The sequence below is a fragment of the Vibrio sp. 1-2 (7-a) genome (assembly GCF_013048515.1).
In the GTDB taxonomy this organism is placed as follows: Bacteria; Pseudomonadota; Gammaproteobacteria; order Enterobacterales; family Vibrionaceae; genus Vibrio; species Vibrio diabolicus.
In genome coordinates this window covers 187,793-211,336 of the sequence record NZ_VHSQ01000005.1, presented here as the reverse complement: position 1 = coordinate 211,336, position 23,544 = coordinate 187,793, and the positions used below count along the sequence as shown (strand labels likewise).

The window sequence follows — 23,544 nt, the reverse complement described above, 5'->3', positions numbered from 1 at the left end:
AAACTCAAATTCGCGACATGGAGTCAGTATTTATTTTGAGCAATAAAATATAATTATTGAACAGATTCGAATCTGACTTTCTGCTGCATATTCAACGGCTCGGTGAGTCCTGATGAGAATAAAAACACAACAACTATTATTCAAAGATCTATTATTCGCTTTATGTTCAAAAATCTATCATTAAAAAACAAACTGGCGATCTCTGCCAGTGCTGCCATCATTCTCGGGGGAGTGCTGGTAGAAGGGCTGTCTTTTCGAGATTCATTAAACAGACTGGATGTCGAAGTCGCGCAACGACTAGAAAGCACCAGCGCATCTTACAATCAATACGTAAAGGACTGGTTACTCTCAAAAGAGCGTGCACTGACGTCACTCTCTTCCGATTCAGAGAAGCGTTCTCTGGTTACGCACTTGAAACAAGTCCGAGACTCTGGCGCGTTTGATAACGTCTTTCTCGCTTACCCAGACGGCTCACAAGACAACGCTAATGGGGTGGTTTTGCCACCAGGTAATAACGACCCTCGCAAGTGGGGTTGGTACACCAACGCCATTGCCAATCCATCGAAAGTCTTTATGGATAACCCAACCGTCGCAGCGGCCACGGGGGCCAACGTCGTGTCGCTTGGTAAAGCACTGCAACTACATGGTCAAACCGTCGTTCTGGGTGCTGACGTCGAGATAGGTGATATTCTGAACAGCCTCAACCAAGTGATCCTACCGGGTGAAGGCTATATGTTTATTGCCAATGAACAGGGCAATATTTTCACCCATAACGACGGTAAGCTGTTGAACCAACCTGTTAGCAAGCTAGGCCTAAACAACAGCGATATTACCTCTGCCGCACGTTCCGGCACAGAGCGTCGCGTCTCGATTAACAACACCGAATATGTGGTTTACGCGCGCCATATTGAGGGCACCAAACTAACAACGGTTACAGTGTTAGATCAAAACTCGTTAGTTGCCCCTCTCTACGAAGCCGTTTGGGATCAAATCATCGCAACCACTATCGTCGTCGTCATCTGTGTGGCTTTGTTTAACCTGCTATGTAACATCTTGTTCCGTCCACTCTACAACGTTTCGAATGCGCTTGCGCAAATCGCCAACGGTAGCGGCGATCTGACTCAACGCATCAAAGTAGAAAACCGTGACGAAGTTGGTGAACTGGCTGAAAATTTCAACCAGTTCGTTGAAAGTTTGCAGCAACTTATTGGTCACATTCGTCACCAAGCGGAAGAACTGAGCCAACAATCGGAGCTGAGCACGACTCGCGCGAATCAGTCGGTTTCTGATCTGAACCATCAGCAACAAGAAATCACTATGGTGGCGACCGCTGTGACTGAAATGGCATCGGCAACGCAAGAGATTGCAGCACATGCAGAGCAGACGGCTAAAGCCGCTCAAGACTCTTCAGCAAGCACACAAAACGGTCATGAGTTGGTGATCAACTCCAAATCGTCCATCAATAACTTGTCTTCTGAAGTCAACCAAGCGAGCGTTGTGATCGGTGAGCTCAACCAGCACGCGCAAGACATCTCAACCGTGCTATCAACGATTCGAGACATCGCAGAGCAAACCAACTTACTGGCCCTGAATGCGGCGATTGAAGCGGCGCGTGCAGGTGAACAAGGTCGCGGTTTTGCCGTTGTTGCAGACGAGGTTCGCGTGCTATCACAACGCACACACACCTCAACCGAAGAAATTCGCTCGACGATCGAGACTTTGCAACAGACCACACAACGCGCTGTGACCATCATGGATACAAGCTCTCAGCTCGCGCAAGGATCAGTGGAAGATGCCGATCGCGCAGCACTGGCTCTGGATGAAATCAACGCGGCCGTTGCGTTGATCAGCGATATGGCTACGCAAATCGCGACCGCAGCCGAAGAGCAAACGCACGTAACCAATGAAATCACACAAAACGTCACGTCAATTAAAGATGTGACCGATCACTTGGTGGTTGGTGCCGAAGAATCGATGAATCAATCTGCTGAGCTGAAATCACAAGCCGAGGATCTCAACTCGAAAGTAGCGACGTTTAAACTGGCTTAAACGCCACGCTAGGAACGCACTTAAAAACAACAAACCCCGCTAGCAAATGTATAACTAGCGGGGTTTATTTTTATGGCTCAGCGTTTTAATTGCAGATAGCTTTCGAAAGACGTAAGACCTACACCGCCACACACATCGGCGTGCCTGAGATTGGATCGTTAAATACTCTCGCTTGTAAATCAAACACCGATGCCAACATGCCTTCTGTCAGTACCTCTTGCGGCGTTCCCTGCGTGACTAACTGACCTTTTTCCAACACCACCAAATGATCACAGTAACGGCAAGCTTGGTTTAGATCGTGCAGCACTACCACTACAGTTTTGCCTTTGTCGTTCATCTGCCTCATAAGTTTCATCAGCTCAACTTGGTGAGAGAGATCCAAGTAAGTGGTTGGTTCATCAAGCATCACTACGTCAGTATCTTGCGCCATTACCATCGCAATCCACGCCCTTTGTCTTTGACCACCAGACAACGATTCAACTGGCTTGTCAGCAAACTCTATCACGCCAGTATCTTGCATTGCTTGCTCGACTAAGGCTTTGTCTTGTTGACTTAACCTGCCCCAATGAGAGAGGTAAGGCGAGCGGCCATATTCGACCAGTTTTCTGACGGTAATACCTTCAGGGCTGACAAGAATTTGCGGCAGCAAAGACAACGAACGCGCCAAGCGTTTATCGCTGTAGTTGCTTAGTGGTTTTTCGTCATACAACACTTGGCCGGAAGCTGGCTTGTTAATGCGTACCAAGGTTTTTAATAATGTCGATTTACCGCAACCATTTGGGCCAACTAGTGCGGTAATTTTACCTTGAGGAATCGACAAAGAGAGATCTGGAATGATGGTCTGTTTGCCGTACGCGACGGATAAGTTCTGCGTTCGTAACATGCTTACCAACCTCTATAACGATACAAAAGAAAAATGAAATATGGTGCGCCAATAACAGATGTCAGCACTCCCGCTGGTAGCTCAATTGGTGGCTGTAAACCTCTCGCTAAACCATCGGCGCAAATCACCAACAAAGCGCCAAGGGTTGCAGCGGCTGGAATCAACAACTTGTGGTTGTGGCCAAACAGCAAACGCGCAAGATGCGGCGCAAGCAGGCCAACAAAGCTGATCGTGCCTGCCACAGACACGCTGATGCTCGCCAATAGCACGGCAGCAATCAACGCAAGAATTTGGATCTGTCTTGGTTTCGTGCCAAGTGTAGTAGCGCTTTCTTCTCCCAGTCCCATCACATCTAGCCGCCAAGCCAGCCAAAACGCCAATGGTAGTAGCAGCAATAAAGCACTCCAAATAAACGGCACTTGTTGCCAGTTTCGTCCCCACAAACTGCCCGTTAGCCAGACCATCGCTGTGTTGATTTCAATAGGGTGCACAATCAGAAGAAAGTCGATACCGCTGGCTAAAAATGCGCTGACAGCAACACCAATCAGCGCCAAGCGCGCAGGTGTTGGCTTCGACCAATAAGCCAGCACAGCAATAAAGCCTGCAGCAAGCAAACCTCCCGCCATGGCGACCATCGGCAACATTGCCACTGGCGCATTTGGATACAGCACCAAACAAGCGGTAGCCGCCAACCCTGCACCTGCGCTTATCCCCATTAAATCTGGGGAGGCAAGTGGATTACGGATGACGCCTTGCACTAAAACGCCTGATAGCCCTAACCCAGCGCCCACGCCAATGGCGAGCAACATTCTCGGCAGTCGATATTGGTGAATCACAAAGTCCGAATCAGAGAAAGAAAACAGCAATGCAAAAACCTGTTGAGCCGATAGATTCGCCGCGCCAACAAACAACGTGAGAGAAGACGCAATCAGCAACAATCCAAGTAATGCAAACAGTTTGGTTTGATTCATCATGATGATTTCCTCATTGCAATCGCGATAAAGCAAGGTGTGCCCAACAGCGCGGTAATCACGCCCACTGGCGTTTCAGCCGGAAAGGCAATCGATCGTGATAAAGCATCTGACCACGTCACCAATGCCGCGCCACACAAAGCGGAAACCGGAATGAGAATGTGATAGTTGTGACCAACAATCGGGCGTACCAAGTGCGGCACCAACAGCCCGACAAAGCCAATTGGCCCAGCAATCGCCACGCTAGTACCTGCCAACAGCACAACCGCTAAACCACTGATTAATCGCGTAAGACGAATGTTACCACCCAACCCGACAGCCACTTCGTCCCCCAATGCGAGTAAATTTAAGTTTCGCGCTAATCCCATGGCGAGCACCAAACCTAAAGTCGCAAAAGGCCACAGTTGCTGCCACTGCTGAGAATCTACCGCAGAGAGTGAACCCGTTAACCAATGCAACACGCTGTAAGCCATGTCATCCGCCAAAATTACCGACGCACGAGTTAACCCTATCAATAGCGCACTGATGGCAATGCCCGCCAACACCAAACGCAACGGGTGAGAACGCGCAGAGAAAAAACCACCCAACAACATGACCGCACCACCACTTAGTAGCGCGCCGAATACTGCGTTGATGATTGGGTTCAATTGACTAAAGAATGGTACGCCGATGGAGGCCAAGGCCATAAAACACGCCGCACCAGCATTAATGCCGAGAATGGATGGCGACGCCAAAGGGTTGCGAGTTAATCCTTGCATCAGAACGCCAGATACCGCAAGCGAAGCACCAATCAATAACCCAGCATAGGTGCGAGGAGCGCGCAACGTCGCGAGGATTTGATGCAGCATATTGCCCTCATCAAACGCAAACCAATAGCTTGTCAGGTCATTAACACTCAAGGAAAAGTTAGACCAGCCAATCATTGAGGCGGTATAGCCTGACAGCGTACACAACGCCATAGCACAGACAAACAAGCTCGCTTTCCAATGCGATTTGCTAACCGAAGACGCGCTTTCTGAGCTTATCGCCGCACTCATGAGCGCTCCAATAACGCTTCAAGGTTGCGAGCAATTTCTTCCGCAGCCAACATGCCGCGATTTAACGACCACAGCTCAGGAGAAACCTCAACAAGTTGCTGTTTTTTCGCAGCAGTTAGCAGCTTAAATAACGGATTTTTGCGCCATTCATCCACAATATTTGGTTGAGAGTAAAGTCCAACTAACAACCAATCAGGGTTGGTTTTTAGTAAAAGTTCGAAGCTGGTTGGGATATACGCTTTTTGCTCAGATGGAGCCAGCGGGCTTTGGATACCTAGTGTGCTCAAAACGCCACCAGCGTAAGAAACCGGGCTATGCAGCCACATCCCTTTGTCGGAAACCACACCAAACTGAATGGTTTCTTGTGTCGCAAAATGCTGTTTGAACTCCGCAATGGTCTGTTTGTGCTGCTCAATGCGTTGCGTCATTTGCTCTAGCTTGCCAATCGCAACCCCGATTTTCTGTGCAGATTCGAGGTTTTCTTTATACGTCTCTCCACGGCTTTTTAACAGCAAGGTTGGCGCAATTCGCTGCAAATCTTGATAAATCGCGCGATGGCGTTCAGCATCGGCAATGATCAAATCAGGCTTGAGCACCGCAATCGCCTCTAAACTCGGTTGTGAACGCATGCCGACCGATTGCCAAGGTTCAATCTTGGCGCGAACAGCAGGGATGACTCGTGTGGCATCGTTGTCATCGGCAACGCCTACCGGTGAGACATCGACGGCCGCCAGAGCGTCCACAAACGAAAACTCCAAAACCACAATACGTTGAGGTATCGCTTCTAGCTCAAACGTGCCTTGCTCATCTTGCACGCTACGCACCTGAGCACTTGCGGAAAATGACATAAAAACTGAGCTCAACAGCATCAGCAAAACGGTTGAAAAGTGTTTGATCGTAAATTGTTTTTTATTTTTCATCTTGCTTTTTTCCAGTGCTAGAGTTTTCCAGTACCTAAGATCGGCAAAGTCGCCAAGGTAAATTGGCGACTTTTCTTTTCAAACTCGGTGAACGAAACGCTTAAAACTGATAGTTCAGATCCAGTGTGTAAGAGCGTCCCGGAGCTGGGTATCGACCAACTGGGCTGGTATCAATCCCACGGAAGTAATACTCCTCGTCAAACAAGTTGTTTACCGCAACATTCATGCGCAACTTGCCTTTGTCGTCTTTGTATAAATCCGTACCTAAGTTGAAGTTCCACACCATGTAAGACGGCACTTTGCCCGTTGCACCTGTTGCGTCTTCGGCACTGGTGTTGGCGTTATCGGTATACGAATCACTGAAGTAGAAGCCCGATAGCGTGGTGTCCATGCCGTAAAATGCGTAGGTTGCATCCCAACCAAGCTGATGCTTAGAGGTGTAAGGCAGTTGATTACCTTTATTCGCGCCTTCTTCTTCAAGCGTAGCGTCTAGATAGTTGTAGCTTGCGCCTAAACTCAGTGCAGGTAGTGCTTCAGGCACGTAACGAGCAGAAAGCTCTATGCCTTGGTGAAGTGTTTTTCCGATGTTATCGAAGGTCTGCGTTGAGCTTTGCCATTGCAATTGATCTTCAAAGTCGATGCGATAAAGTGCAGCGTTAAAGCTGGTCGCATCTTGGGTGTAACGCGCGCCGACTTCGTAGTTCCAAGCCAGTTCGCTACCTTCTTCACCCAAGCCTCGGATATAGGCAATTTGTGGCGCACGAAGTGATTTTTGCGCGTTCGCATACGTTATCCATTGATCAGTCACGTTATATGCCACCGTCAAACCCGGCAACCATTCGGTCACCGTGTTGTCTGCCGTTTGCTTTTTACCATGATCGGTAAACGTCATTCGAACCGACTCAACACGCAACCCAGGCGTTACCTTCAATGTATCATTGAACAAACCAATTTCGTTGCTAACGTATCCAGCAAACGCGTCCGTATCTAAATGCCAATCACGCGGAACGCTGGTTGCACCACCGGCGATTGGAGTCTGAGTGAGTTTGTAGTCAATGTCTTCGTTAACATAACGGGTACCCACGATCCAGTTTTGAGTAACGGATTTACCTTCGCCAAAGTACATCGCCATTTTTGGCTCTATGCCGTACACGGTAAATTCACGTGGAGAGGTACGAACGTCCGTCGCTGGCAAAGCCGGATCCGCCCAATGGCCACCCGCGCTGTTAAAGCCCCACTTAAAAAGACGCTCTGACTTGTGACCAAACGTTAGCACTTCTAGCTCAGCACTGTCGGCAAATGGCAAATCGTGGATGTACTTAACACTCCAGCGTGTCGACTTACCTTCATAATCATCGTAAGGACGTTTCGATTGGTGACGATCTTGTTCGTAGTCTTGTGGCGAAAGTGCACCAGGCATTTGCGTTTCAGCATCGTAACGTTGCAGGAATGCTTGAATCTCTTGAGTGTCACTCAATAGCCACTGTGCTTTAGCTTGAAAGTTCTTCACGTCCGTATCGGAATGTTCACGGAAGCTTTCACCTTTTAGGAAGTTACCTTCCAACTGCAGTGCAAACGTGTCGCTTAACCAGCCGCCCGTGCGCAGGTAAAAATCATTCAGCGGCGCATCACCGCCATCAAACACGGTAAGACGGTTACTGATTTCAGTTTGCCACGTGTGTGGAATCGGTTTGGTCACTAAGTTGATCACACCACCGACGTTGTTTGGGCCGTACTGTACTGCGGCACCACCGCGTACAATGTCAATACGATCAAGCATCGACAGTGTTGCTGGGAAGATAGACTGACCAGTGTGACCATATGGCGCAAGTGTTAGCGGTACACCATCCATCAAGAACTGAGCATGACCACTACGGCTTGCTTTCAAACCACGTACAGAAATGTTAGGCAATACGCCCGTTCCGCTTTCATCCTGAACTTTAATACCCGGAACGCGCTGTAGCGCATTATCAATCGAACCCGCTGCGGTTTTCTCAATTTGATCACGGGTAATGACGGTACGAGCACCAGGGTACTCTTTGACGTCTTCAATGTCAGAGTTGCCAATCACGCTGCCAGTGACAACGACGGTTTCCATCGCGGTAGTTTGTTCTTTTTTAGCAGGAGCGGCAACCGCGCTCATGGATGTGGCAGAAGCGATTGCAATCGCAAGCACACTGTAAGTGGTAGACAAACCAGCACGTACACGCACTTTACCATCCAAATTCTGGTAAGACATTAAGATCTCCTTTGCGAGAAATTGAGCCTCGGGCAGAATACATCCCGTAGGCTCTCGGGGCTAAACATCCTCAATATGAGGTAAAAATTGGCTAACAGGCGCTAACTACGCACAACAAGCCTAGAACTGGTATCCGTAGCTAAGCATGAACTCGGCTGGTGCGCCGTAGCCAATCTGGTTTAAGCCAGACGTGCCGTTTGTTGCGCCAAGAATGTATTTCTCATCCAAAATGTTGTAAGCGTTCGCTTGGATTTTGTGACGACCAGTGGTGTACGCCGCCATCAAATCCACCGTTGTGTAATCGCCAAGTGCGACTGCTTCGTCGTTACCTGCGTAACGATCGCCCACGTACTTCACACCACCGCCTAAACGCCAGTTGTCATCCAATTGGTAAGTGCTCCAAAGAGAGAACAAGTGGTCTGATACATCGTTCGGCTTTTTGCCTGTGGCTTTGTCTTCCGCATCCAAATAGCTGTAACCCACAGAGATGTCCCACTGTTTGGTGATTTGACCGCGAGCCTCTAATTCAATGCCTTGGTGACGCACTTCAATTTTATCGATCACATCGCCGTCCAAGTTAGTTTGTGGTTGCTCTTGATCAATCTGGAACAGTGCCGCATTCAACATTAATGCGTTATCCAAAAGGTACGCTTTTGCACCCACCTCTTTTAAGTCGGTGTGGAAGAATTCCGCCAATTTTGGATTGATGTAGATACCAGCGTACGGTAACTGCCAAGAGCGCGCTAAACTGGCGTATACGGATGTGTCGGAATTGATACGGTATACCAAACCAGCACGGTAGCTGACTTTGTCATCATCCAATTTTTCCTTATCTGAGCCCGCTTTTTGTTGTTCGAGCTCCATCGAGTCGTAACGCACGTTACCGATCAAAGAAAGGTCGCCCCACGTATAGACGTCTTGCACATACAAACCTGTCGTGGTGGTGGTATTGTCACGAAATGGCTTAAAGCCCGGATCAGTCGTTGGACCAACGACTGGGTCGTAGATATTTTGCGGAGGAAGCGTTTTATCACTTGCCAACGTTAGGTCGATATCGATCTGGTTGAAATCTGCACCCACCATCAATTGATTGTCCCTGGTTTCCCAAACCAACTCAGATTGCAAAGTGGTCGTAGTACGTGGATCGTAACCAAAGTTGTTAACGGTTTGAGACACTTCATTACCCGTCACTTTGCCCTGACGCGTGCCTTTTTGCTCAAGTTCGATATGGTTGAACGCCGCTCGGTTGTTCCATACCCATTGATCATTCAGATGCCATTCGTAATCCACCGCAATACGGAGACTGTCTGACTCCTGATAGTCGTTTGTGCCGCCAAAGTAAGTGCTTACTGGCAAATCAACTGGCTTGCCATTTTTTGATGGCACACCACGATATGGCACTAGTTCTTGATGGGCGTATTCCACGTCAATATCAATGGTGTGACCTTCCGCTGGTAACACACGAATGGTCGGTGCAATGAAGAAATCGTTTGAATCAACATGATCAACGTACGAGTCGGCTTGACGGTATTCCAAGTTAATACGCCCGTTGACCTTATCTGAAAACGCCATTGAGCTGTCGACCTGACCGACATACTGGTTGTTGCTACCTACACTGCCGTTTATGTGAGTAAAATTCTCACCGTTAGCGCGTTTCGTCACCAAGTTGATGATGCCCCCAGCCGAACCACGGCCATACAAAGCACCCGCAGGGCCTTTCACAATTTCAACGCGTTCAACGTTCGCTAAGCTGCGGTAAGACTGCAACGTACCGTCATCTCGCAAGCCATCACGGTACATATCGTTGAGTGAATCAAAACCACGGATCATGAACTGATCGCGGCTGCCTTCGCCCAAGGTGTTATTGACCCCGGCTACCCCATCTAGCGCATCCACTAAGCGCACCACGCCTCGGTCTTGCATTTCTGTTTTCGTTACTACGGATACCGCTTGTGGCACATCAAGCCATTCCACATCGGTTTTGGTGCCTGATTGAGGCATGTGTTCAGCATAACCTTCGTACTGATGCCCGAAGACTTGAATCGTTTCAGTTGCTGATGAGGTTGAGTTCGTCTCTTCTGAAGCCACTGCGCTTGGTGCTACTAGTGAAGAACCAATCGCGACCGCCAAGGGGGTCAGGGTCAATAATTTATTCATTCCATAATTCCGTTTAGTTGTTATAAAGCCAACGGATGTAAATAAGAACAAATATTATTTCTATTTGCAATATTAATTTTATGCTCTATATTTATTTACCCTAAAAACACAACTAACAACAAAAAAAACCAAACATAATAACAATAAACACTAAAACTTCTGCCCTCCGTCTCGCGAGAGGCACATTGGAAGACGACCGTGAGCGACTTTATCAACGTTAGAAGAAAATGTTAGAAAATTAGGAAAGCTCATGAAATCTACGATGATTATCGTAAGTCATGTCGTTAACGATGCAGTCACTCACGGCTTCGTGCCTGCAGCTAAAGCGATGGACCTTCACGTCGTTCTTATCACCGACCACAAGCTCAGCCATTTAGAGCAGGCAAGTCGTGATAGTCACTTTAATCCGGATACCATTCTAGAATGTGATGTCTTCAACCCATTAGAACTCATCGAAACCATCACGGAGCATGAATTAAAGCCAGACGCTATTTTCAGCAATAGTGATCACTTACAAACTTCCACCGCCATCTGCGCGCAATTTTTTGGCCTCCCATCCAAAGATTGGTCTGTCACGTTAAAAGCCAAAAACAAACACTTAACTCGACAAGTGTTAAATGAAAAAGCCCTACCCAACACACAAAGCTGTTTGCTGCACCGCCATTCGAATGTGGCATTAGGCATGGCCTTTCCTGTCGTGGCAAAACCCAAAGAAGGCGTGGCAAGTTTAGATGTGCAGCGCTGTGACTCCCAAAGCGAGCTCGACGCATACTGCGATGCGTTTTGGCAAAAACACCCAAACGCCGCCATTCTGGTGGAGCAATTCCTTCAAGGGCCGTTGGTTACGCTAGAAACTTTAGGAGATGGTGAGCGCCTTATCGCCGTGGGCGGTTTTGATGTGTCGCTCTCTGAGCCGCCTTACTTTATCGAAACGGCCGCAGACTGGAACGGACCAAACGGCATTGCTCACCGAGAAGCTTGCTTGGCTCACCTGAAAGCGTTTGGCGTTGGTTTTGGTGTTTGCCACAGCGAATTTATTATCACTGAAAACGGCCCAGTTCTGGTGGAAATCAACTATCGCAGCATTGGGGATGGCCGCGAATTCTTGCTCAACAATCTCGCTCACTTCGGCTGGTTTAGCACGATTTTGGGTCTGCATCTGGGTCGAAGATTGGACGGCGATTACCAAATTCATGGGTCAGCGCACGTGCACTACGTAGTTGCGGAACACAGTGGTGTGATCGACGGAGGTTCGACGTCGTTCATCCAACACGATGACGATATCATCACCCAGCAACAGGTACTAAAAACCGCTGGAGAACACTTCCAACAGAGTTATTCCAATAAGGATTATCTCGCCCGAATTTCGATTGTCTCACCATCAGGGCGAAACCTCGACCAAGCGCTGCAGAACGCGCTTAGCAATTTCAATCTAGCTCCGACTCGTGAGGTGGCAGCATGAATGACAACGCTTTGTATCTAACGCAACGATTGATCGACACTTGCTTACGCGAAGACATGTTTGGCATCTTATCGAATGCCAAGTTCAGTAGCGCCGCACCAAAAGGGGTAATTGTTCCTCAAGGCGAGCAAGTCTGGCTAACCTTTGATAATCCGGATTTCACGCTCTATTTACCTGTTGTGCCAACGTATTACATGCAGCATTGGTGTTACGGCCAAACCAATGGCGAAGCGCCGCTAGGTTGGTGGGTGGAGAAAAATGGCCAAGTCGAGCATCAGCAGCATTATCAAGAGTGGATTGCGCTACTAACGACACTGGCGCATGAGAGCTCTCACGAATTGTTGGCGGGGTATCTTCAAGAACTGGAATGCGCAGAGAAACACAAAGCACTGTGTGACCAAGCGTTTCATCATCACGCAGACCACATTTCTCAACCAATATCCAAGCTTGGCTCTTGGCATCAAAAACTGCTGCTTGCCGACCAGATCGCTTCTTACCTTGACCACCCGTACTATCCAACTGCGCGTGCGAAGTTTGGTCTGAGCGATGAAGACCTTGCTAAGTACGCGCCCGAGTTCGCACAAAGCTTTGCTCTGCATTGGATTGCGATTGAAAAATCACTGGTGACATTAACCAGCGAACAACCTGATTGCTGGCCGACGATGGAACAAGTTGGGCTTCCTGCTGATTTTGCACTGAGCCACGTACTGTTCCCTGCGCATCCGCTCACCCTTCGCTCTTTAGAAGCCTTACCCGAAGGCATGATAGAAGCGCCGTTTACGTACCTAGACGTGACGCCAACGCTTTCCGTTCGTACTGTGGTAGCCAACGACGCGCCGCACATTCACATCAAAGTTCCGCTGATCATGCGATCGCTAGGCACGAAAAACATTCGCTTAATCAAGCCTTCAACACTGTATGACGGCCACTGGTTTGAACGCCTACTCAGCCACCTTGAACAAACGGACGCCGATTTAAACAGTCGCTTGTTCCATTGCAACGAAAAACACGGTGGACACGTCGGCGATGATAAAACCTTCGCGTACATCGTACGTGAGTACCCACTTACTCATTGCGAAGACAAAGCGTTAGTTCCGGTTGCCGCACTGGCAAGCCCAATGCCTGACGACCGCTTGTTCTTAGAACACTTGGCAGAGCATTACTATCAACAAGATACGCTGGCGTGGTTCCAAGATTACGTCGACCTATTATGCCAAGTGCACCTCACACTGTGGCTTCGTTATGGCATCGCATTGGAGTCCAACCAGCAAAACGCCATCATTGCATTTGATCAACAGGGCAAAATGACGCTCGCGATGAAAGACAACGACGCGGCGCGAATTTGGCCTGAGCGCTTCCACTTTGCAACAGAGCATGCAGCCCAAAAACACGGCGCAGGAACAATTCCAGTGGATTGCGATGAACTGCTCGACCAACGCATCAAAGTCGACAATGAATTGGCGCTCGGTCAGATGTTTACCACCATCACATTACAACTGGATATTGCAGCGATTGTAGAAGCCATGGCAGCGAAGGGCATTGCCTCTTCAGCATCGCTTTACGCCATCGTGGCCAAAAGCATTGCAGAGCAACTCAACCGATTGGAAGGCGAAGGGTTAGAAACAAAACTGGCACGCGAGTTACTGCAAGAGGCGCCTGATTTGTACGCCAAGTACTTGTTGAGCTCTGGCAGTTTGCTCTCGAAAGAAGCCTCCGGCGCGAGTGACATCAATAAGTTCTATGGTTTGTCGGCCCCGAACTTCTTACTGCTTTCTAGCGAAGAAGCGCAGCGCGCCTACTTAGAAGCCATCAAAAAAAGCGTACGTTAAACGATTATGACCAAACTCATCTACAGTGTGTTGTTGTGCCACTTTATCGCTGCGTTTGCCGCGTTAGGTATGCCGCTATTTCTACCCGTCGTGTTGCCAACATTAGGCGCAAGCATTGATGCGGACTGGGCAGGGGTATTGTTTATCCTACCTACGTTTTGTACTGCGTTGGCGGCGCGATTTTGGGGCAACTTTGCCGATCGCTACGGTCGCCGCCGCTCACTCTTGCGTGCGCAACTTGGCCTTGCAGCAGGGTTTGCGCTGTGCGGCTTGGCAGACAACCTCGCCATGTTTGTGTTTGGTCTTATTGTTCAAGGAACCTTTGGCGGCACCATGGCCGCCTCGAACAGCTACTTATCTAGTCAAATTAAAGAAGCCAAAACACTCGGCAAGTCACTCAATAAAACCCAACTATCTGCTCGCTTGGCGCTGATCGTTGCGCCCATTGGGCTCGGCTGGAGCTTGTCCGAAACCAACCCACTCAACGCGTACCTGTGGTTATGCGTTTTGCCTTTAATTGCTATGGGCATCACGCTAACACTGCCTGCGGATAAACCCGCCGAACGAAACCTCGAAAAGCCAAACTCAGAATCTCAGCAAGAAAAACCGGTTGCACATAAAAACGCAATGCATGCCATTCGCTGGATCTTCTTTGCTCAGTTCGGGTTTGCGTTTTCCATGGTGGTGACCTTTCCTTATTTCTCGCCGTTTGTGCAGCAATATGGCATCACTCACCACGCATGGATCGGTTTTTTGTACGCACTGCCGCATGGCGTCTATCTGTTGCTGGCAGGCAAAATCCACGTGTTGTCAGATGGGCTGAATCGCCATCAACCGCTGCGCACGTTGTGGCTCGGGTTTGCATTGCTTGCCGTGAGCTCTGCCTTGCATTTGATTGCGTCCGAAACCGCACTCATTGCTGCGAGAATTGTCTTCGGCATCGCGATGGTGTGTTGTTATCACGGATTGCATCAGCATCTTGCGAGCAATCTGGATCGCAAACTCAGTGGCAAAGTATTTTCTCGCTTTGATGCCATGTCCAAATGGGGTGGCGTGGCGGCGGGATTTTGCGCTTCTTTCATTTCTAGCTTGGGGCTACTTGAGGTTCCTTTCCTACTTTCTGCGATAGTCAGCGTAATCACCTTGATCGCGCTGGTTCTCCATTCAAAATTTGGAAATCAACATGTTACAAACTCAATCCTCTCAGACTAGCGAGTTGCGCGCGCATGATGTGCAGCTCAATCGGGAGAAGGCCCAACTCAACACGATAATGGGTGTTCTTAATTGTTACTTACGTGAATTTGCGCTACCGAATCAACAAGTGGAATGGCGCTACCAATCGACATCGCTACCCCAAACGTTAAAACGCAACTATTCCGCCAAGCAACGGGTAGCCGTTCATCTGTCTCAACAAAATGGCGTGCTGGTTTTGCCGATTCACTACGCGAGCAAACTGGGCAAAATCAAATTGGCAGAACTGCCGTGGGCGAAAATGCCGGGATCTGGCTGGGCGAAATTGGATGCCACGCAAACTCTTACGCTTTTGCTTAACTATCTCAAGCAGGTGTTGGCGATCCCGTTTAACCATGAGTTGATCGAACAACTGGAAAATAGCGTGCTGGTTACCGAGCAGTTTCTCAACGTCGCGCCCAAATCGCATCACAACGAATTTATCGCTTCGGAACAGTCTCTGATTTGGGGGCACACTTTCCATCCGACCCCAAAAAGTCGTTCGGGCGTCACCATGGATGATCTCTTGGCGTTTTCTCCAGAAGTCGGCGCGCAAGTCCCGCTGTACTGGTTTGAAGTGGATACGTCCTTACTTGATGTGCTGAGTTCCGACGGAGAAGCTAACCCTGCGCAACGCATGCTACAACAGCTCGCGTCACAACACGCCACCAGCAATGGGAAGACACTCTACCCTTGCCATCCTTGGGAAAGCTACACCATTTTGAGCAACCCAAGCGTGAAGCGTGCCATTGAACAAGGCAAGATCACGCCACTGGGTTTAGGTGGTGAAAAGATGCAGCCGACCTCTTCAGTTCGTACCCTCTACCACCCAGATATGGATTGGTTTGCGAAATTCTCCATCAACGTACGATTAACCAATTGCGTGCGAAAAAACGCGTGGTACGAACTCGACAGCGCCGTGCAGCTCACGTCGATTCTCAAACCGATTCGAGAAAACGAACAGCTGCACAACCCCGTATTTAAAGTGATGACAGAGCCTTACGCCACCACGTTGAATCTAGAAAGCGTCGCTGAGCGTAATTGGGACGACAACACCAAAGCGCGCGAATCGTTTGGGATTTTATACCGCGAAAATTTCTCGCTGAGCGAAGTCGACATCTTAAAACCAACCCTCGCTGGCGCTCTGTTTGCTTACGACAAAAACGGCCACAGTTGCATTGCTCAACGCCTTAAAAACAAAGCGCATACTACGCAAAATCGCTATTCCGACATCGCGACACTGTGGTTTGAACGCTATTTGCATTGCCTAATTCCGGGTGTGTTTAACTACTACTTCAAACACGGGGTGGCGTTTGAGCCGCATTTGCAAAACACCTTGATTGGCTTTGAGCAAGAGATGCCGTGTTGTGTTTGGATTCGTGATTTGGAAGGCACCAAGTTACTGCCGGAGTTCTGGCCAGCAGAAACATTAACTGATTTGTCTGAACGCGCGCGACAATCGGTTTACTACAGTCGCGAACAAGGCTGGAATCGCATCGGATACTGCACCTTTATCAACAACATCAGCGAAGCGATTTTCTTCATCGCAGAAGGTGATGAGCCACTAGAGCAAACGCTATGGAATGCGGTGCAAAGTGCCATTGTGCGTTGGCAGTCAGTGAATGGAAAACAGCCGGAACTAGAAGCGTTGCTGAATGGCGGTCACTTCCCAAGCAAAAATAATTTCACCACGCGTTTGATGCAAAAAGCCGATAAGGAGTCGGGCTATACCCAAGTCGCCGCGCCTTGGCAGCAACACGAAAAAGGAGCGCAACATGTCTAATTCACTCTCCCTACCGACACGCGTTAGCCAGCAAGTTCACACGCTCGCACAGCAGCAAAATCAACCCTTGTGCGCGTACTTGTATGACCTAAAAGCCTTAGAAGAACACATCAAACAACTGCGTCACGTTTTGCCGAAAAATGTCGAGCTATTTTACGCAGCCAAAGCCAATCCGTCGGGCCCGATTCTCAACACGCTCGCGCCGTATGTCGATGGTTTTGAAGCGGCATCTGGCGGGGAGTTGACACACCTCCACCAGCAACAACTCGATAAGCCATTGATCTTCGGTGGCCCAGGAAAAATGCCAAGTGAATTGCAACAAGCGATTGAGCTGGATGTTGATGCAATTCATGTCGAAAGCCTCACCGAGCTGCAACGCATTGGAACACTAACCGAGCGCCTCAACCGCCCTGCCTCGATCTTTTTGCGTATGAACATCGATATTGGCGACATCACGCTCAGCAAGTTGGCAATGGGCGGCAAGCCGACTCCGTTTGGCTTGGACGAGTCCGAACTGAGCAATGCTTTGATGTTGCTGCGCGATTTCCCGCAAGTGTCACTGAAAGGTTTCCATTTTCACTTGATGTCGCATCAGCTCGATGTTGAGCGTCACTTAGCGTTAATGCAGCGCTATTTCCAAGTCGTGAAAACGTGGCAACAAGAGTTTGAACTCGGTGAGTTGATGATCAACTTGGGCGGCGGCATGGGCATCAACTACCAAAACCCTGAGCAACACTTTCCGTGGATGGAGTTTTGCGACAAGTTGGAATTCCTGATCGCTAAAGAGCAAGTGCAAGACTGGACACTGCGTTTTGAATGCGGACGTTTCATCACGGCGGCATGCGGTTATTACGTAATGGAAGTGCTGGATATTAAGCAAAATCTTGGCGAAAACTTTGTCATCGCGCGCGGAGGAACCCACCATTTCCGCACGCCAGCAGCGCAGAGCCATAATCATCCATTCGTCATCCTGAAAAGCGAGCAACACCATGAGATTTCTCACCCAATTCAGCATGCACAAGCGACCTTTGTCGGCCAGCTTTGTACGCCCAAAGATGTGCTGGCACGCGATCAACACGTCGCCCACGTCGATATTGGTGATTACGTTGTGTTTACCTTAGCGGGCGCCTATGCGTGGAACATCTCCCATCAAAACTTCTTGATGCATGAACCGCCGATCTTCCATTATTTCTAAACGGCATACTTCGCTTCACTCAAGCCCCAATCATTGGGGCTTTTTTATTCCACTCGGCACAGATTCATTGCCATTAACCGCTTTTCGAAATCGCAATAATGCGTTTTATCAGCTCGTCGGGTTCCATCTTGGGATTGCGGTAAAAACGGAAGATTTCCGAGTTTATCGCTTGCTGAGCAACCGGATTGACCGCCATCGAATCAATCATACTCGGCACAGCGAGGTTGTGTTTAACGCCGTAGTGAAAGTCTTGATATGACTGGATCTGACACGGATTAAAATCGCTGATGTCGATATCGGTACGTACCGGAATCGAGCCTTTTACCTTATTGAACTTAGCTTGAAACTCGACGTCTGCCAGCGCGCTTGCGGTTTGCTGAGCTGCCTGGGCAGAAAACGACTTGCTCGACATAAACACCAAGCTGTCCATGTTGTAGAGAAATACGCCATCGCTGTCCGGCGTTGGGTAACAGCCGATCTCTTGCGGAACTGAGACTTGATTGGCGAGCAGCTCACCCAAAATCCAATCTCCGCCGATTTGAAACAGCGCTTGACCGTCGGCTAGCGCTTGGGTAGCGGTATCCCACTTACTGTCAGGTAATTGGTTGTCTATCAACAAGCTCAGGCGGCGAAATTGCGTCAGCGCTTGGCGCAGTGTATCGCTGTCGATGCTGTCTCGCTCAAGTTTAACCATTGCATTGGTGTAGAACTCAACGCCGCCAGTGGAGATCACTAAGTTCTCGAAAAGTTGGGCGACTTGCCACGGCTGCTCACCGACCGCGATTGGCACGATGCCATTTTGCTTCGCAAGCTCCATGGCGGCGAACATTTCTTGCCAATTTTTCGGCGCGGAAAGATTCAGTTGTTTAAGCAGCTTGTGGTTGACCCACAGCCAATTCAAGCGGTGCAGCGTGAGTGGTAGGGCGATGTAGCCGTTGTGTGTTTTGTTGATTTCGATAGACAGCGGATAGAGCACCTCGTCCCAGCGCTGCTCATCCGCTACCGCGTTGACGTTGTGCAAAATACCGATGGCATCCCACGCCTTAATACTTGGCCCTTCGATTTGCGCGAAGCTCGGTGGATTGCCCGCCAGCGCGCGAGCTTGCAGTACCGTCATTGCGCTGTCGCCACCACCGCCTAGCACCGGGCTTTGCAGCAGCTCAATATCGTGCCGTTTTAGCTGAGCTTTAAGTGTTTGCAGCGCTTGCTGTTCGCCGTCAGAAGTCCACCAATGTAAAAACTCTACCCCTTGTGGCGACTCAGCGTGAGCGACGCAAGGGGCGAGCAACAGTGGGAACAAGAATGCCAGTTTGTTCATAGTCAGTCTCTCGGGAAAGTCAGCGTGGCGCAGAGGCCGCCAAACTGAGAATGGCTCAGCAGCAAGTTGCCGCCATGAGCCTTTGCAATACTCTGTGAAATGGTTAACCCCAGCCCACTGCCTTCTTTATCGTTGCTAGCGCGGAAGTATGGCTGGCAGAGCTTTTCAAGTAATAAATCGTCAACACCGTCACCGTGATCTTCAATTTCAATCTGGATCGACTCTGGGCTTTCACTCAGCGTAATATCTGCTTGATGGCCGTATTTGAGCGCGTTATCGACCAGATTCTGAATGCAGCGCTTAATCGCTAACGGTTTACCAGCAAAGTGGGTGCGGATTTCACCGTGGATGCGAATTGTGTCCGGCGCATCGGCGATATTGGCGGAAATGTGCTGAATCAGTTGGGTGAAATTGATCGGCTCGATTTCCTCGTGGATATCGGTCTCTTTAATGCATTGCAATGCGCCTTTGACCATCAAATCTAGGTCGTTACTCAGGCGGACAAAACGTTCTCGGTCGGCGTCGTCATCCAGCATTTCCGCCCGCAGTTTTAGGCAGGCTATCGGCGTTTTCAGATCGTGGGAGATGGCGCTGAACAGCATCTCGCGGTCTTTAATGTGGCTGTCGATGCGTCGATTCATCTTGTTAAACGCACGTACCGCCGCTTTCAGTTCGTTACTGCCGCGCTCAGAGACTTCGGGCACGTCTAATCGGCTCGACATCAGGGTTGCGGCTTTTGCCAGCTCTCGAATTGGTTGAATTTCTTTGCGAACGATAAACCAGGTGCACAGCAACAGCATTAGTGCGGACACCAATAGCGTCAGCCATTGGCGCAGCTCAAAATAGTTAGTCTCTAGGTTGATGTAAGGCGCGGGTAGCACCGCCGCGAGATAAAACCATTCGTTCTGCGCGACTTCGACCTGCATCACCAGAATGGGTGGATTGAGGTCACCAAACGAAAGCGAATAATGCGCCCACAATAGTGGTAGTTCATCGATAGGTAGCTCGTTGTTGAACACTTTGAGTTTGTCGCGCTGGGTGAACTCCACCTCGATATTAGGAATGCCGCTCAGCTCGCTTTCTAATACCTCGCGAACTTGGTTGATGACCAACGTTTTGCGTTCGCTTTCTGGCAGCGGGTCGACGTCAATTTGGTGATTGTTGAGTGAGACGAAAAAGCGCGTACCACCCATGTTGCGTAGTTGATTGAGCACCAAGTGGCGATATTCCGAAGGGAGGGTTTGAAAGAAAGCGATGGTGGAAGAAGCGCTCAGTGCTAAGCTTTTGACTGTGGTGGTCAAGCCTTCTTTATCGCGTTCGCTGGCGTGTTGATACCAGATAATCCCGGATAATACCTGCGCCAGAATGATCACCAGCAACAGGAACACACTGGTACGAACGACCAGTGACCCCGTCCAGCGTTTAATTCTCATAATGCACGTCCGTGGTCAGCATGTAGCCTTTGTTGCGCACCGTTAGGATCAGCGAGCGGTCTTTATCTTCAAGGTGATGACGCAAGCGGCTGATCTGCACGTCGATGCCGCGTTCAAACGGGTCGGCATCGCGTCCCCAGATCTCGCGCGCAATGTCATCGCGAGACAATATCGATTGCGCGTGGTTGACGAACAAACCGAGCAGCGACAAATCCGCGCCACTCAGTTGCTTAACCTCGCGGCTAGCAACGTGGGTCAGTTGCCGGGTTACGGTATCTAATAACCAATCGTCAAAACGCACTTTACGCGTCAGTTTGCTATTGGCGGTCGATTGGCTGCGTCTCAAAATCGTTTTGATGCGCGCGAGCAGTTCTCGCGGGCTGAATGATTTGGTGATGTAGTCGTCAGCGCCCATTTCTAGCCCTGCGACTCGGTCGGCTTCTTCAGTGACGGCGGTCAGCATGATGATCGGGATATCGGAGTTTTTGCGCAGTTTCTGGCACAGGGTAAAGCCGTCTTCACCGGGCATCATAATATCGAGGATGATTAAATCAGGATGGTGATCGTTGAGCAGTTGCCACATCACGCCGCCGTTTTCCGCGCAAAGCACTTCAAACCCTGCGCGGCCAAGGTAATCTGACAACGCTTCGCGAAGGTCGAGGTTGTCATCGACGACCAGTATCTGCTTGTTTTCCATCCTACTTTCCCTGTGCCTGTGCTTAGCGCTGGCCAATATGATGCATTCTTAAACGCCCATGCACAATCGAGCCGATTACAATTTTCACTTCTCAGTGTAAGAGATTTGTAAGCGGCCACTTACAAACTGATTGCCTTTTGTAACCTTAGGCGCCGCCTTGCTCGCTATGATCATCCTGACCTTACGTGAAACAACATGACCTGAAGGAATCAGGTCCTACAACACTGGCATTCGTCAGGAGGAAACCATGTTTGCAAGTATATTTGGACAACTACAAAAAATAGGGCGGTCGTTGATGCTGCCTGTGGCGGTGTTACCAGTGGCTGGCTTGATGCTGGGTATTGGTAACGCGGGTTTTGCGTTTATTCCAGACGCGGTCAACAAAGTGATGCTCGCCGCCGGTGAAGGCGTGTTCGGCAACATGCAGTTGATGTTTGCGGTCGGTGTGGCGCTCGGGTTATCAAAAGGCAATGACGGTGCCGCTGCGCTCGCAGGCTTAGTTGGCCTAATTATTATGAACGCATCGCTCGGTATCGTGACTGGCCTGCGCGGCCTAGAAACTGACGCCACCATCATGGGCGTTGAGACGCTGCAAACCGGGGTGTTTGGCGGCATCTTTATCGGTGCGGTCGCGGCAATCATGTATAACCGCTTCTACAATATCAAACTGCCGGAGTACTTGGGCTTTTTCGCGGGTAAGCGATTTGTACCCATTGTCACCGGTCTATCGGCGATCGTCGTTGGTGCGATTCTCGCGTTTGCATGGCCACCTGTCGGACAACTTCTTGATGCATTCTCTCACTGGGCAGCGTACCAAAACCCTGTTCTCGCGTGGGCGGTTTACGGCGCGGGCGAACGTTCATTACTCCCTGTTGGTTTGCACCACATCTGGAATGCGCCGTTCTTCTTTGAAGTTGGCAGCTATGTAGACCCAGAAACCGGCAAAGAGTTTACTGGTGAGCTCACTCGCTTCTTCGCAGGCGATAAAACCGCAGGTTATCTGTCTGGTGGCTTTATGTACTCCATGTGGGCGCTACCAGCAGCGGCACTGGCGATTTACCACTGCGCGTCTCCAGAGCGTAAGAAAATCGTCGGCGGTTTGATGATGTCTGCGGCGTTGACCTCTTGGTTAACTGGTATCACAGAGCCAATCGAATTTACCTTCCTATTCGTCGCGCCAGTGCTGTACGTGATCCATATTTTCCTTACCGGTATTGCGTTTGCGATCACCGCATTTTTGGAAATCAAACACAGTACTGACTTTGCGCACGGCGCGATCCAGTTCTTCCTTTACTACCCAATGTCGAGCAACGCGTGGATGTTCATCATTATTGGTCCAATCTGGGCGACGCTGTACTACGGCTTGTTCCGTTTCCTAATTGTAAAGTTGGATCTGAAAACGCCGGGTCGCGAAACTGACATTGCAGAAGTGAAGATTGCCGGACAACCTGATGAAATCGCGGTGGATGTAGTGGCTGCATTGGGCGGTAAAGCAAATATCAAGTCAGTCGATGCGTGTATCACCCGTCTGCGTGTCTCGGTGAAAGACATTGCCAACGTTGATGTTGCTAAGCTAAAAGCACTTGGCGCGCGAGATGTGTTAATGATTGGCGACAGTTTACAAGCGATTTTCGGTACGCAGTCTGACTCAATTAAGTCAGAGGTGCACAGCGTACTCGCCACCTCCTGATCTTACCTCCCCCAATCTAGGTAAGATTTGCCAACCTCCTTGTGAGGTTGGCTTTTTCGTTTTCGGAGTAAAAAAAGCGAAGCCAATAACCAGGCCTATTTCGCCGCCGCGTTGGTTAAATTGCCCAGCACGCCGCTGATTTTGTTCAATACCTCGTCACAGCCTTCAATATGATGGCGCTGCTTTAAATACATAGGATCGTTGTAAGCTAACCACGTTTTGCCTTCAGCATCTTCATACACCAACACTTTTTGGGGTAAATCGAGCGCCACTTCCTGCGCACAGATCATCAGTGGCGTGCCCACTTTAGGGTTTCCAAACACGATAACTTCAGTTGGTCGCAACGTCATATCGACTTTCGTGGCATTCTCTTGATGGTTAATGCGCGCAAAGACGTTCAACCCTTTTTCTTGCGCGATAGCGACAAATTTATCCGCCGTATCTTTTGCTGAATGCGTGCTCGCAACGGTTACCACACCCTCACCAGCTAACGTACTCAATGACGTCAACGCCACGACCAACCCGATGATTACTTTTTTCATTTGTCGTCCCTTCCTCTCTATCTGAGTCGAAAACTGTAACTATATAAAAACCAAGTGTAGGAAAACTATAGAAGTCAGATTCCGCTATCGCGAATTGCACTCTACCTAC

General features: G+C 49.6%; 17 protein-coding genes. 7 read left to right on the top strand and 10 right to left on the bottom strand.

Annotation, left to right across the window (positions count from 1 at the left end; all coding sequences use genetic code 11):
* Positions 1-162 precede the first annotated feature (162 nt).
* Positions 163-2,049 (top strand): methyl-accepting chemotaxis protein, encoded by a 1,887-nt coding sequence (locus FKN08_RS15570; RefSeq protein ID WP_065646140.1) that lies wholly within the window; start codon positions 163-165, stop codon positions 2,047-2,049.
* A gap of 118 nt (positions 2,050-2,167) precedes the next feature.
* Here FKN08_RS15570 and fecE read toward each other — a convergent pair whose 3' ends face one another.
* The 6 genes from fecE to FKN08_RS15540 form a co-directional block, all read right to left on the bottom strand.
* Positions 2,168-2,932 carry a Fe(3+) dicitrate ABC transporter ATP-binding protein FecE gene (fecE, locus tag FKN08_RS15565; protein ID WP_170892480.1) on the bottom strand — a complete coding sequence of 255 codons (765 nt, stop codon included), beginning with the start codon at positions 2,930-2,932 and terminating at the stop codon, positions 2,168-2,170.
* A gap of 2 nt (positions 2,933-2,934) precedes the next feature.
* Positions 2,935-3,906: an iron chelate uptake ABC transporter family permease subunit gene (locus tag FKN08_RS15560; RefSeq protein ID WP_065646139.1), complete on the bottom strand. Its 972-nt coding sequence runs from the start codon at positions 3,904-3,906 to the stop codon at positions 2,935-2,937.
* Positions 3,903-4,940: an iron chelate uptake ABC transporter family permease subunit gene (locus FKN08_RS15555; protein WP_170892479.1), complete on the bottom strand. Its 1,038-nt coding sequence runs from the start codon at positions 4,938-4,940 to the stop codon at positions 3,903-3,905. The genes FKN08_RS15560 and FKN08_RS15555 overlap by 4 nt, the downstream gene beginning before the upstream one ends.
* Positions 4,937-5,860 carry a Fe(3+) dicitrate ABC transporter substrate-binding protein FecB gene (locus FKN08_RS15550; protein WP_170892478.1) on the bottom strand — a complete coding sequence of 308 codons (924 nt, stop codon included), beginning with the start codon at positions 5,858-5,860 and terminating at the stop codon, positions 4,937-4,939. The genes FKN08_RS15555 and FKN08_RS15550 overlap by 4 nt, the downstream gene beginning before the upstream one ends.
* 100 nt (positions 5,861-5,960) lie before the next feature.
* Positions 5,961-8,099 (bottom strand): TonB-dependent siderophore vibrioferrin receptor PvuA, encoded by a 2,139-nt coding sequence (gene pvuA / locus FKN08_RS15545; RefSeq protein WP_170892477.1) that lies wholly within the window; start codon positions 8,097-8,099, stop codon positions 5,961-5,963.
* A gap of 120 nt (positions 8,100-8,219) precedes the next feature.
* Complete coding sequence (locus tag FKN08_RS15540; protein ID WP_170892476.1) at positions 8,220-10,256, bottom strand: TonB-dependent siderophore receptor; 2,037 nt, start codon at positions 10,254-10,256, stop codon at positions 8,220-8,222.
* Positions 10,257-10,506: 250 nt separating this feature from the next.
* On the opposite strand from FKN08_RS15540, the gene FKN08_RS15535 reads away from it, so the two are divergent.
* Genes FKN08_RS15535 through FKN08_RS15515 form a run of 5 tightly spaced genes read left to right on the top strand, consistent with a single transcriptional unit; the run spans position 10,507 to position 17,755 of the window.
* A complete protein-coding gene (locus FKN08_RS15535) occupies positions 10,507-11,718 on the top strand; it encodes a hypothetical protein (RefSeq protein WP_170892475.1) in 1,212 nt (403 codons plus the stop codon).
* The gene (locus tag FKN08_RS15530; protein WP_170892474.1) at positions 11,715-13,547 is read left to right on the top strand and encodes an IucA/IucC family protein; all 1,833 of its coding nucleotides are present in this window, start codon (positions 11,715-11,717) and stop codon (positions 13,545-13,547) included. Before FKN08_RS15535 ends, FKN08_RS15530 begins: the two co-directional genes overlap by 4 nt.
* A gap of 6 nt (positions 13,548-13,553) precedes the next feature.
* Positions 13,554-14,759 carry an MFS transporter gene (locus FKN08_RS15525; RefSeq protein ID WP_170892473.1) on the top strand — a complete coding sequence of 402 codons (1,206 nt, stop codon included), beginning with the start codon at positions 13,554-13,556 and terminating at the stop codon, positions 14,757-14,759.
* Entirely contained in the window at positions 14,731-16,560 is a 1,830-nt protein-coding gene (locus tag FKN08_RS15520) for an IucA/IucC family protein (RefSeq protein WP_170892472.1), read from the top strand. Before FKN08_RS15525 ends, FKN08_RS15520 begins: the two co-directional genes overlap by 29 nt.
* Positions 16,553-17,755: a type III PLP-dependent enzyme gene (locus FKN08_RS15515; protein WP_170892471.1), complete on the top strand. Its 1,203-nt coding sequence runs from the start codon at positions 16,553-16,555 to the stop codon at positions 17,753-17,755. The genes FKN08_RS15520 and FKN08_RS15515 overlap by 8 nt, the downstream gene beginning before the upstream one ends.
* Positions 17,756-17,828: 73 nt before the next feature.
* Here the strand turns inward: FKN08_RS15515 and FKN08_RS15510 are convergent, their stop codons facing one another.
* From FKN08_RS15510 to FKN08_RS15500, 3 genes are read right to left on the bottom strand one after another with little or no spacing between them, the layout of a single operon-like run.
* On the bottom strand, positions 17,829-19,073 hold the full coding sequence (locus tag FKN08_RS15510) for an ABC transporter substrate-binding protein (RefSeq protein ID WP_170892470.1): 1,245 nt from the start codon (positions 19,071-19,073) through the stop codon (positions 17,829-17,831).
* 2 nt (positions 19,074-19,075) lie between these two features.
* Complete coding sequence (locus FKN08_RS15505) at positions 19,076-20,506, bottom strand: HAMP domain-containing sensor histidine kinase (RefSeq protein ID WP_170892469.1); 1,431 nt, start codon at positions 20,504-20,506, stop codon at positions 19,076-19,078.
* Positions 20,496-21,203 carry a response regulator transcription factor gene (locus tag FKN08_RS15500; RefSeq protein ID WP_005383484.1) on the bottom strand — a complete coding sequence of 236 codons (708 nt, stop codon included), beginning with the start codon at positions 21,201-21,203 and terminating at the stop codon, positions 20,496-20,498. Before FKN08_RS15500 ends, FKN08_RS15505 begins: the two co-directional genes overlap by 11 nt.
* A 247-nt stretch (positions 21,204-21,450) precedes the next feature.
* Between FKN08_RS15500 and ptsG the strand changes: the two genes are divergently transcribed.
* Complete coding sequence (gene ptsG, locus FKN08_RS15495; RefSeq protein WP_170892468.1) at positions 21,451-22,893, top strand: glucose-specific PTS transporter subunit IIBC; 1,443 nt, start codon at positions 21,451-21,453, stop codon at positions 22,891-22,893.
* Between the two features lie 95 nt (positions 22,894-22,988).
* Here the strand turns inward: ptsG and FKN08_RS15490 are convergent, their stop codons facing one another.
* Positions 22,989-23,435: a DUF302 domain-containing protein gene (locus FKN08_RS15490; RefSeq protein WP_170892467.1), complete on the bottom strand. Its 447-nt coding sequence runs from the start codon at positions 23,433-23,435 to the stop codon at positions 22,989-22,991.
* Positions 23,436-23,544 lie beyond the last annotated feature (109 nt).

Coding starts and splice junctions, on each gene's coding strand:
- ptsG (WP_170892468.1), top strand. CDS start 21,451: ATGTTTGCAAGTATATTTGGACAACTACAAAAAATAGGGCGGTCGTTG.
- FKN08_RS15535 (WP_170892475.1), top strand. CDS start 10,507: ATGAAATCTACGATGATTATCGTAAGTCATGTCGTTAACGATGCAGTC.
- FKN08_RS15510 (WP_170892470.1), bottom strand. CDS start 19,073: ATGAACAAACTGGCATTCTTGTTCCCACTGTTGCTCGCCCCTTGCGTC.
- FKN08_RS15570 (WP_065646140.1), top strand. CDS start 163: ATGTTCAAAAATCTATCATTAAAAAACAAACTGGCGATCTCTGCCAGT.
- FKN08_RS15550 (WP_170892478.1), bottom strand. CDS start 5,860: ATGAAAAATAAAAAACAATTTACGATCAAACACTTTTCAACCGTTTTG.
- FKN08_RS15500 (WP_005383484.1), bottom strand. CDS start 21,203: ATGGAAAACAAGCAGATACTGGTCGTCGATGACAACCTCGACCTTCGC.
- FKN08_RS15560 (WP_065646139.1), bottom strand. CDS start 3,906: ATGATGAATCAAACCAAACTGTTTGCATTACTTGGATTGTTGCTGATT.
- FKN08_RS15540 (WP_170892476.1), bottom strand. CDS start 10,256: ATGAATAAATTATTGACCCTGACCCCCTTGGCGGTCGCGATTGGTTCT.
- fecE (WP_170892480.1), bottom strand. CDS start 2,932: ATGTTACGAACGCAGAACTTATCCGTCGCGTACGGCAAACAGACCATC.
- pvuA (WP_170892477.1), bottom strand. CDS start 8,099: ATGTCTTACCAGAATTTGGATGGTAAAGTGCGTGTACGTGCTGGTTTG.
- FKN08_RS15515 (WP_170892471.1), top strand. CDS start 16,553: ATGTCTAATTCACTCTCCCTACCGACACGCGTTAGCCAGCAAGTTCAC.
- FKN08_RS15490 (WP_170892467.1), bottom strand. CDS start 23,435: ATGAAAAAAGTAATCATCGGGTTGGTCGTGGCGTTGACGTCATTGAGT.
- FKN08_RS15520 (WP_170892472.1), top strand. CDS start 14,731: ATGTTACAAACTCAATCCTCTCAGACTAGCGAGTTGCGCGCGCATGAT.
- FKN08_RS15555 (WP_170892479.1), bottom strand. CDS start 4,940: ATGAGTGCGGCGATAAGCTCAGAAAGCGCGTCTTCGGTTAGCAAATCG.
- FKN08_RS15505 (WP_170892469.1), bottom strand. CDS start 20,506: ATGAGAATTAAACGCTGGACGGGGTCACTGGTCGTTCGTACCAGTGTG.
- FKN08_RS15525 (WP_170892473.1), top strand. CDS start 13,554: ATGACCAAACTCATCTACAGTGTGTTGTTGTGCCACTTTATCGCTGCG.
- FKN08_RS15530 (WP_170892474.1), top strand. CDS start 11,715: ATGAATGACAACGCTTTGTATCTAACGCAACGATTGATCGACACTTGC.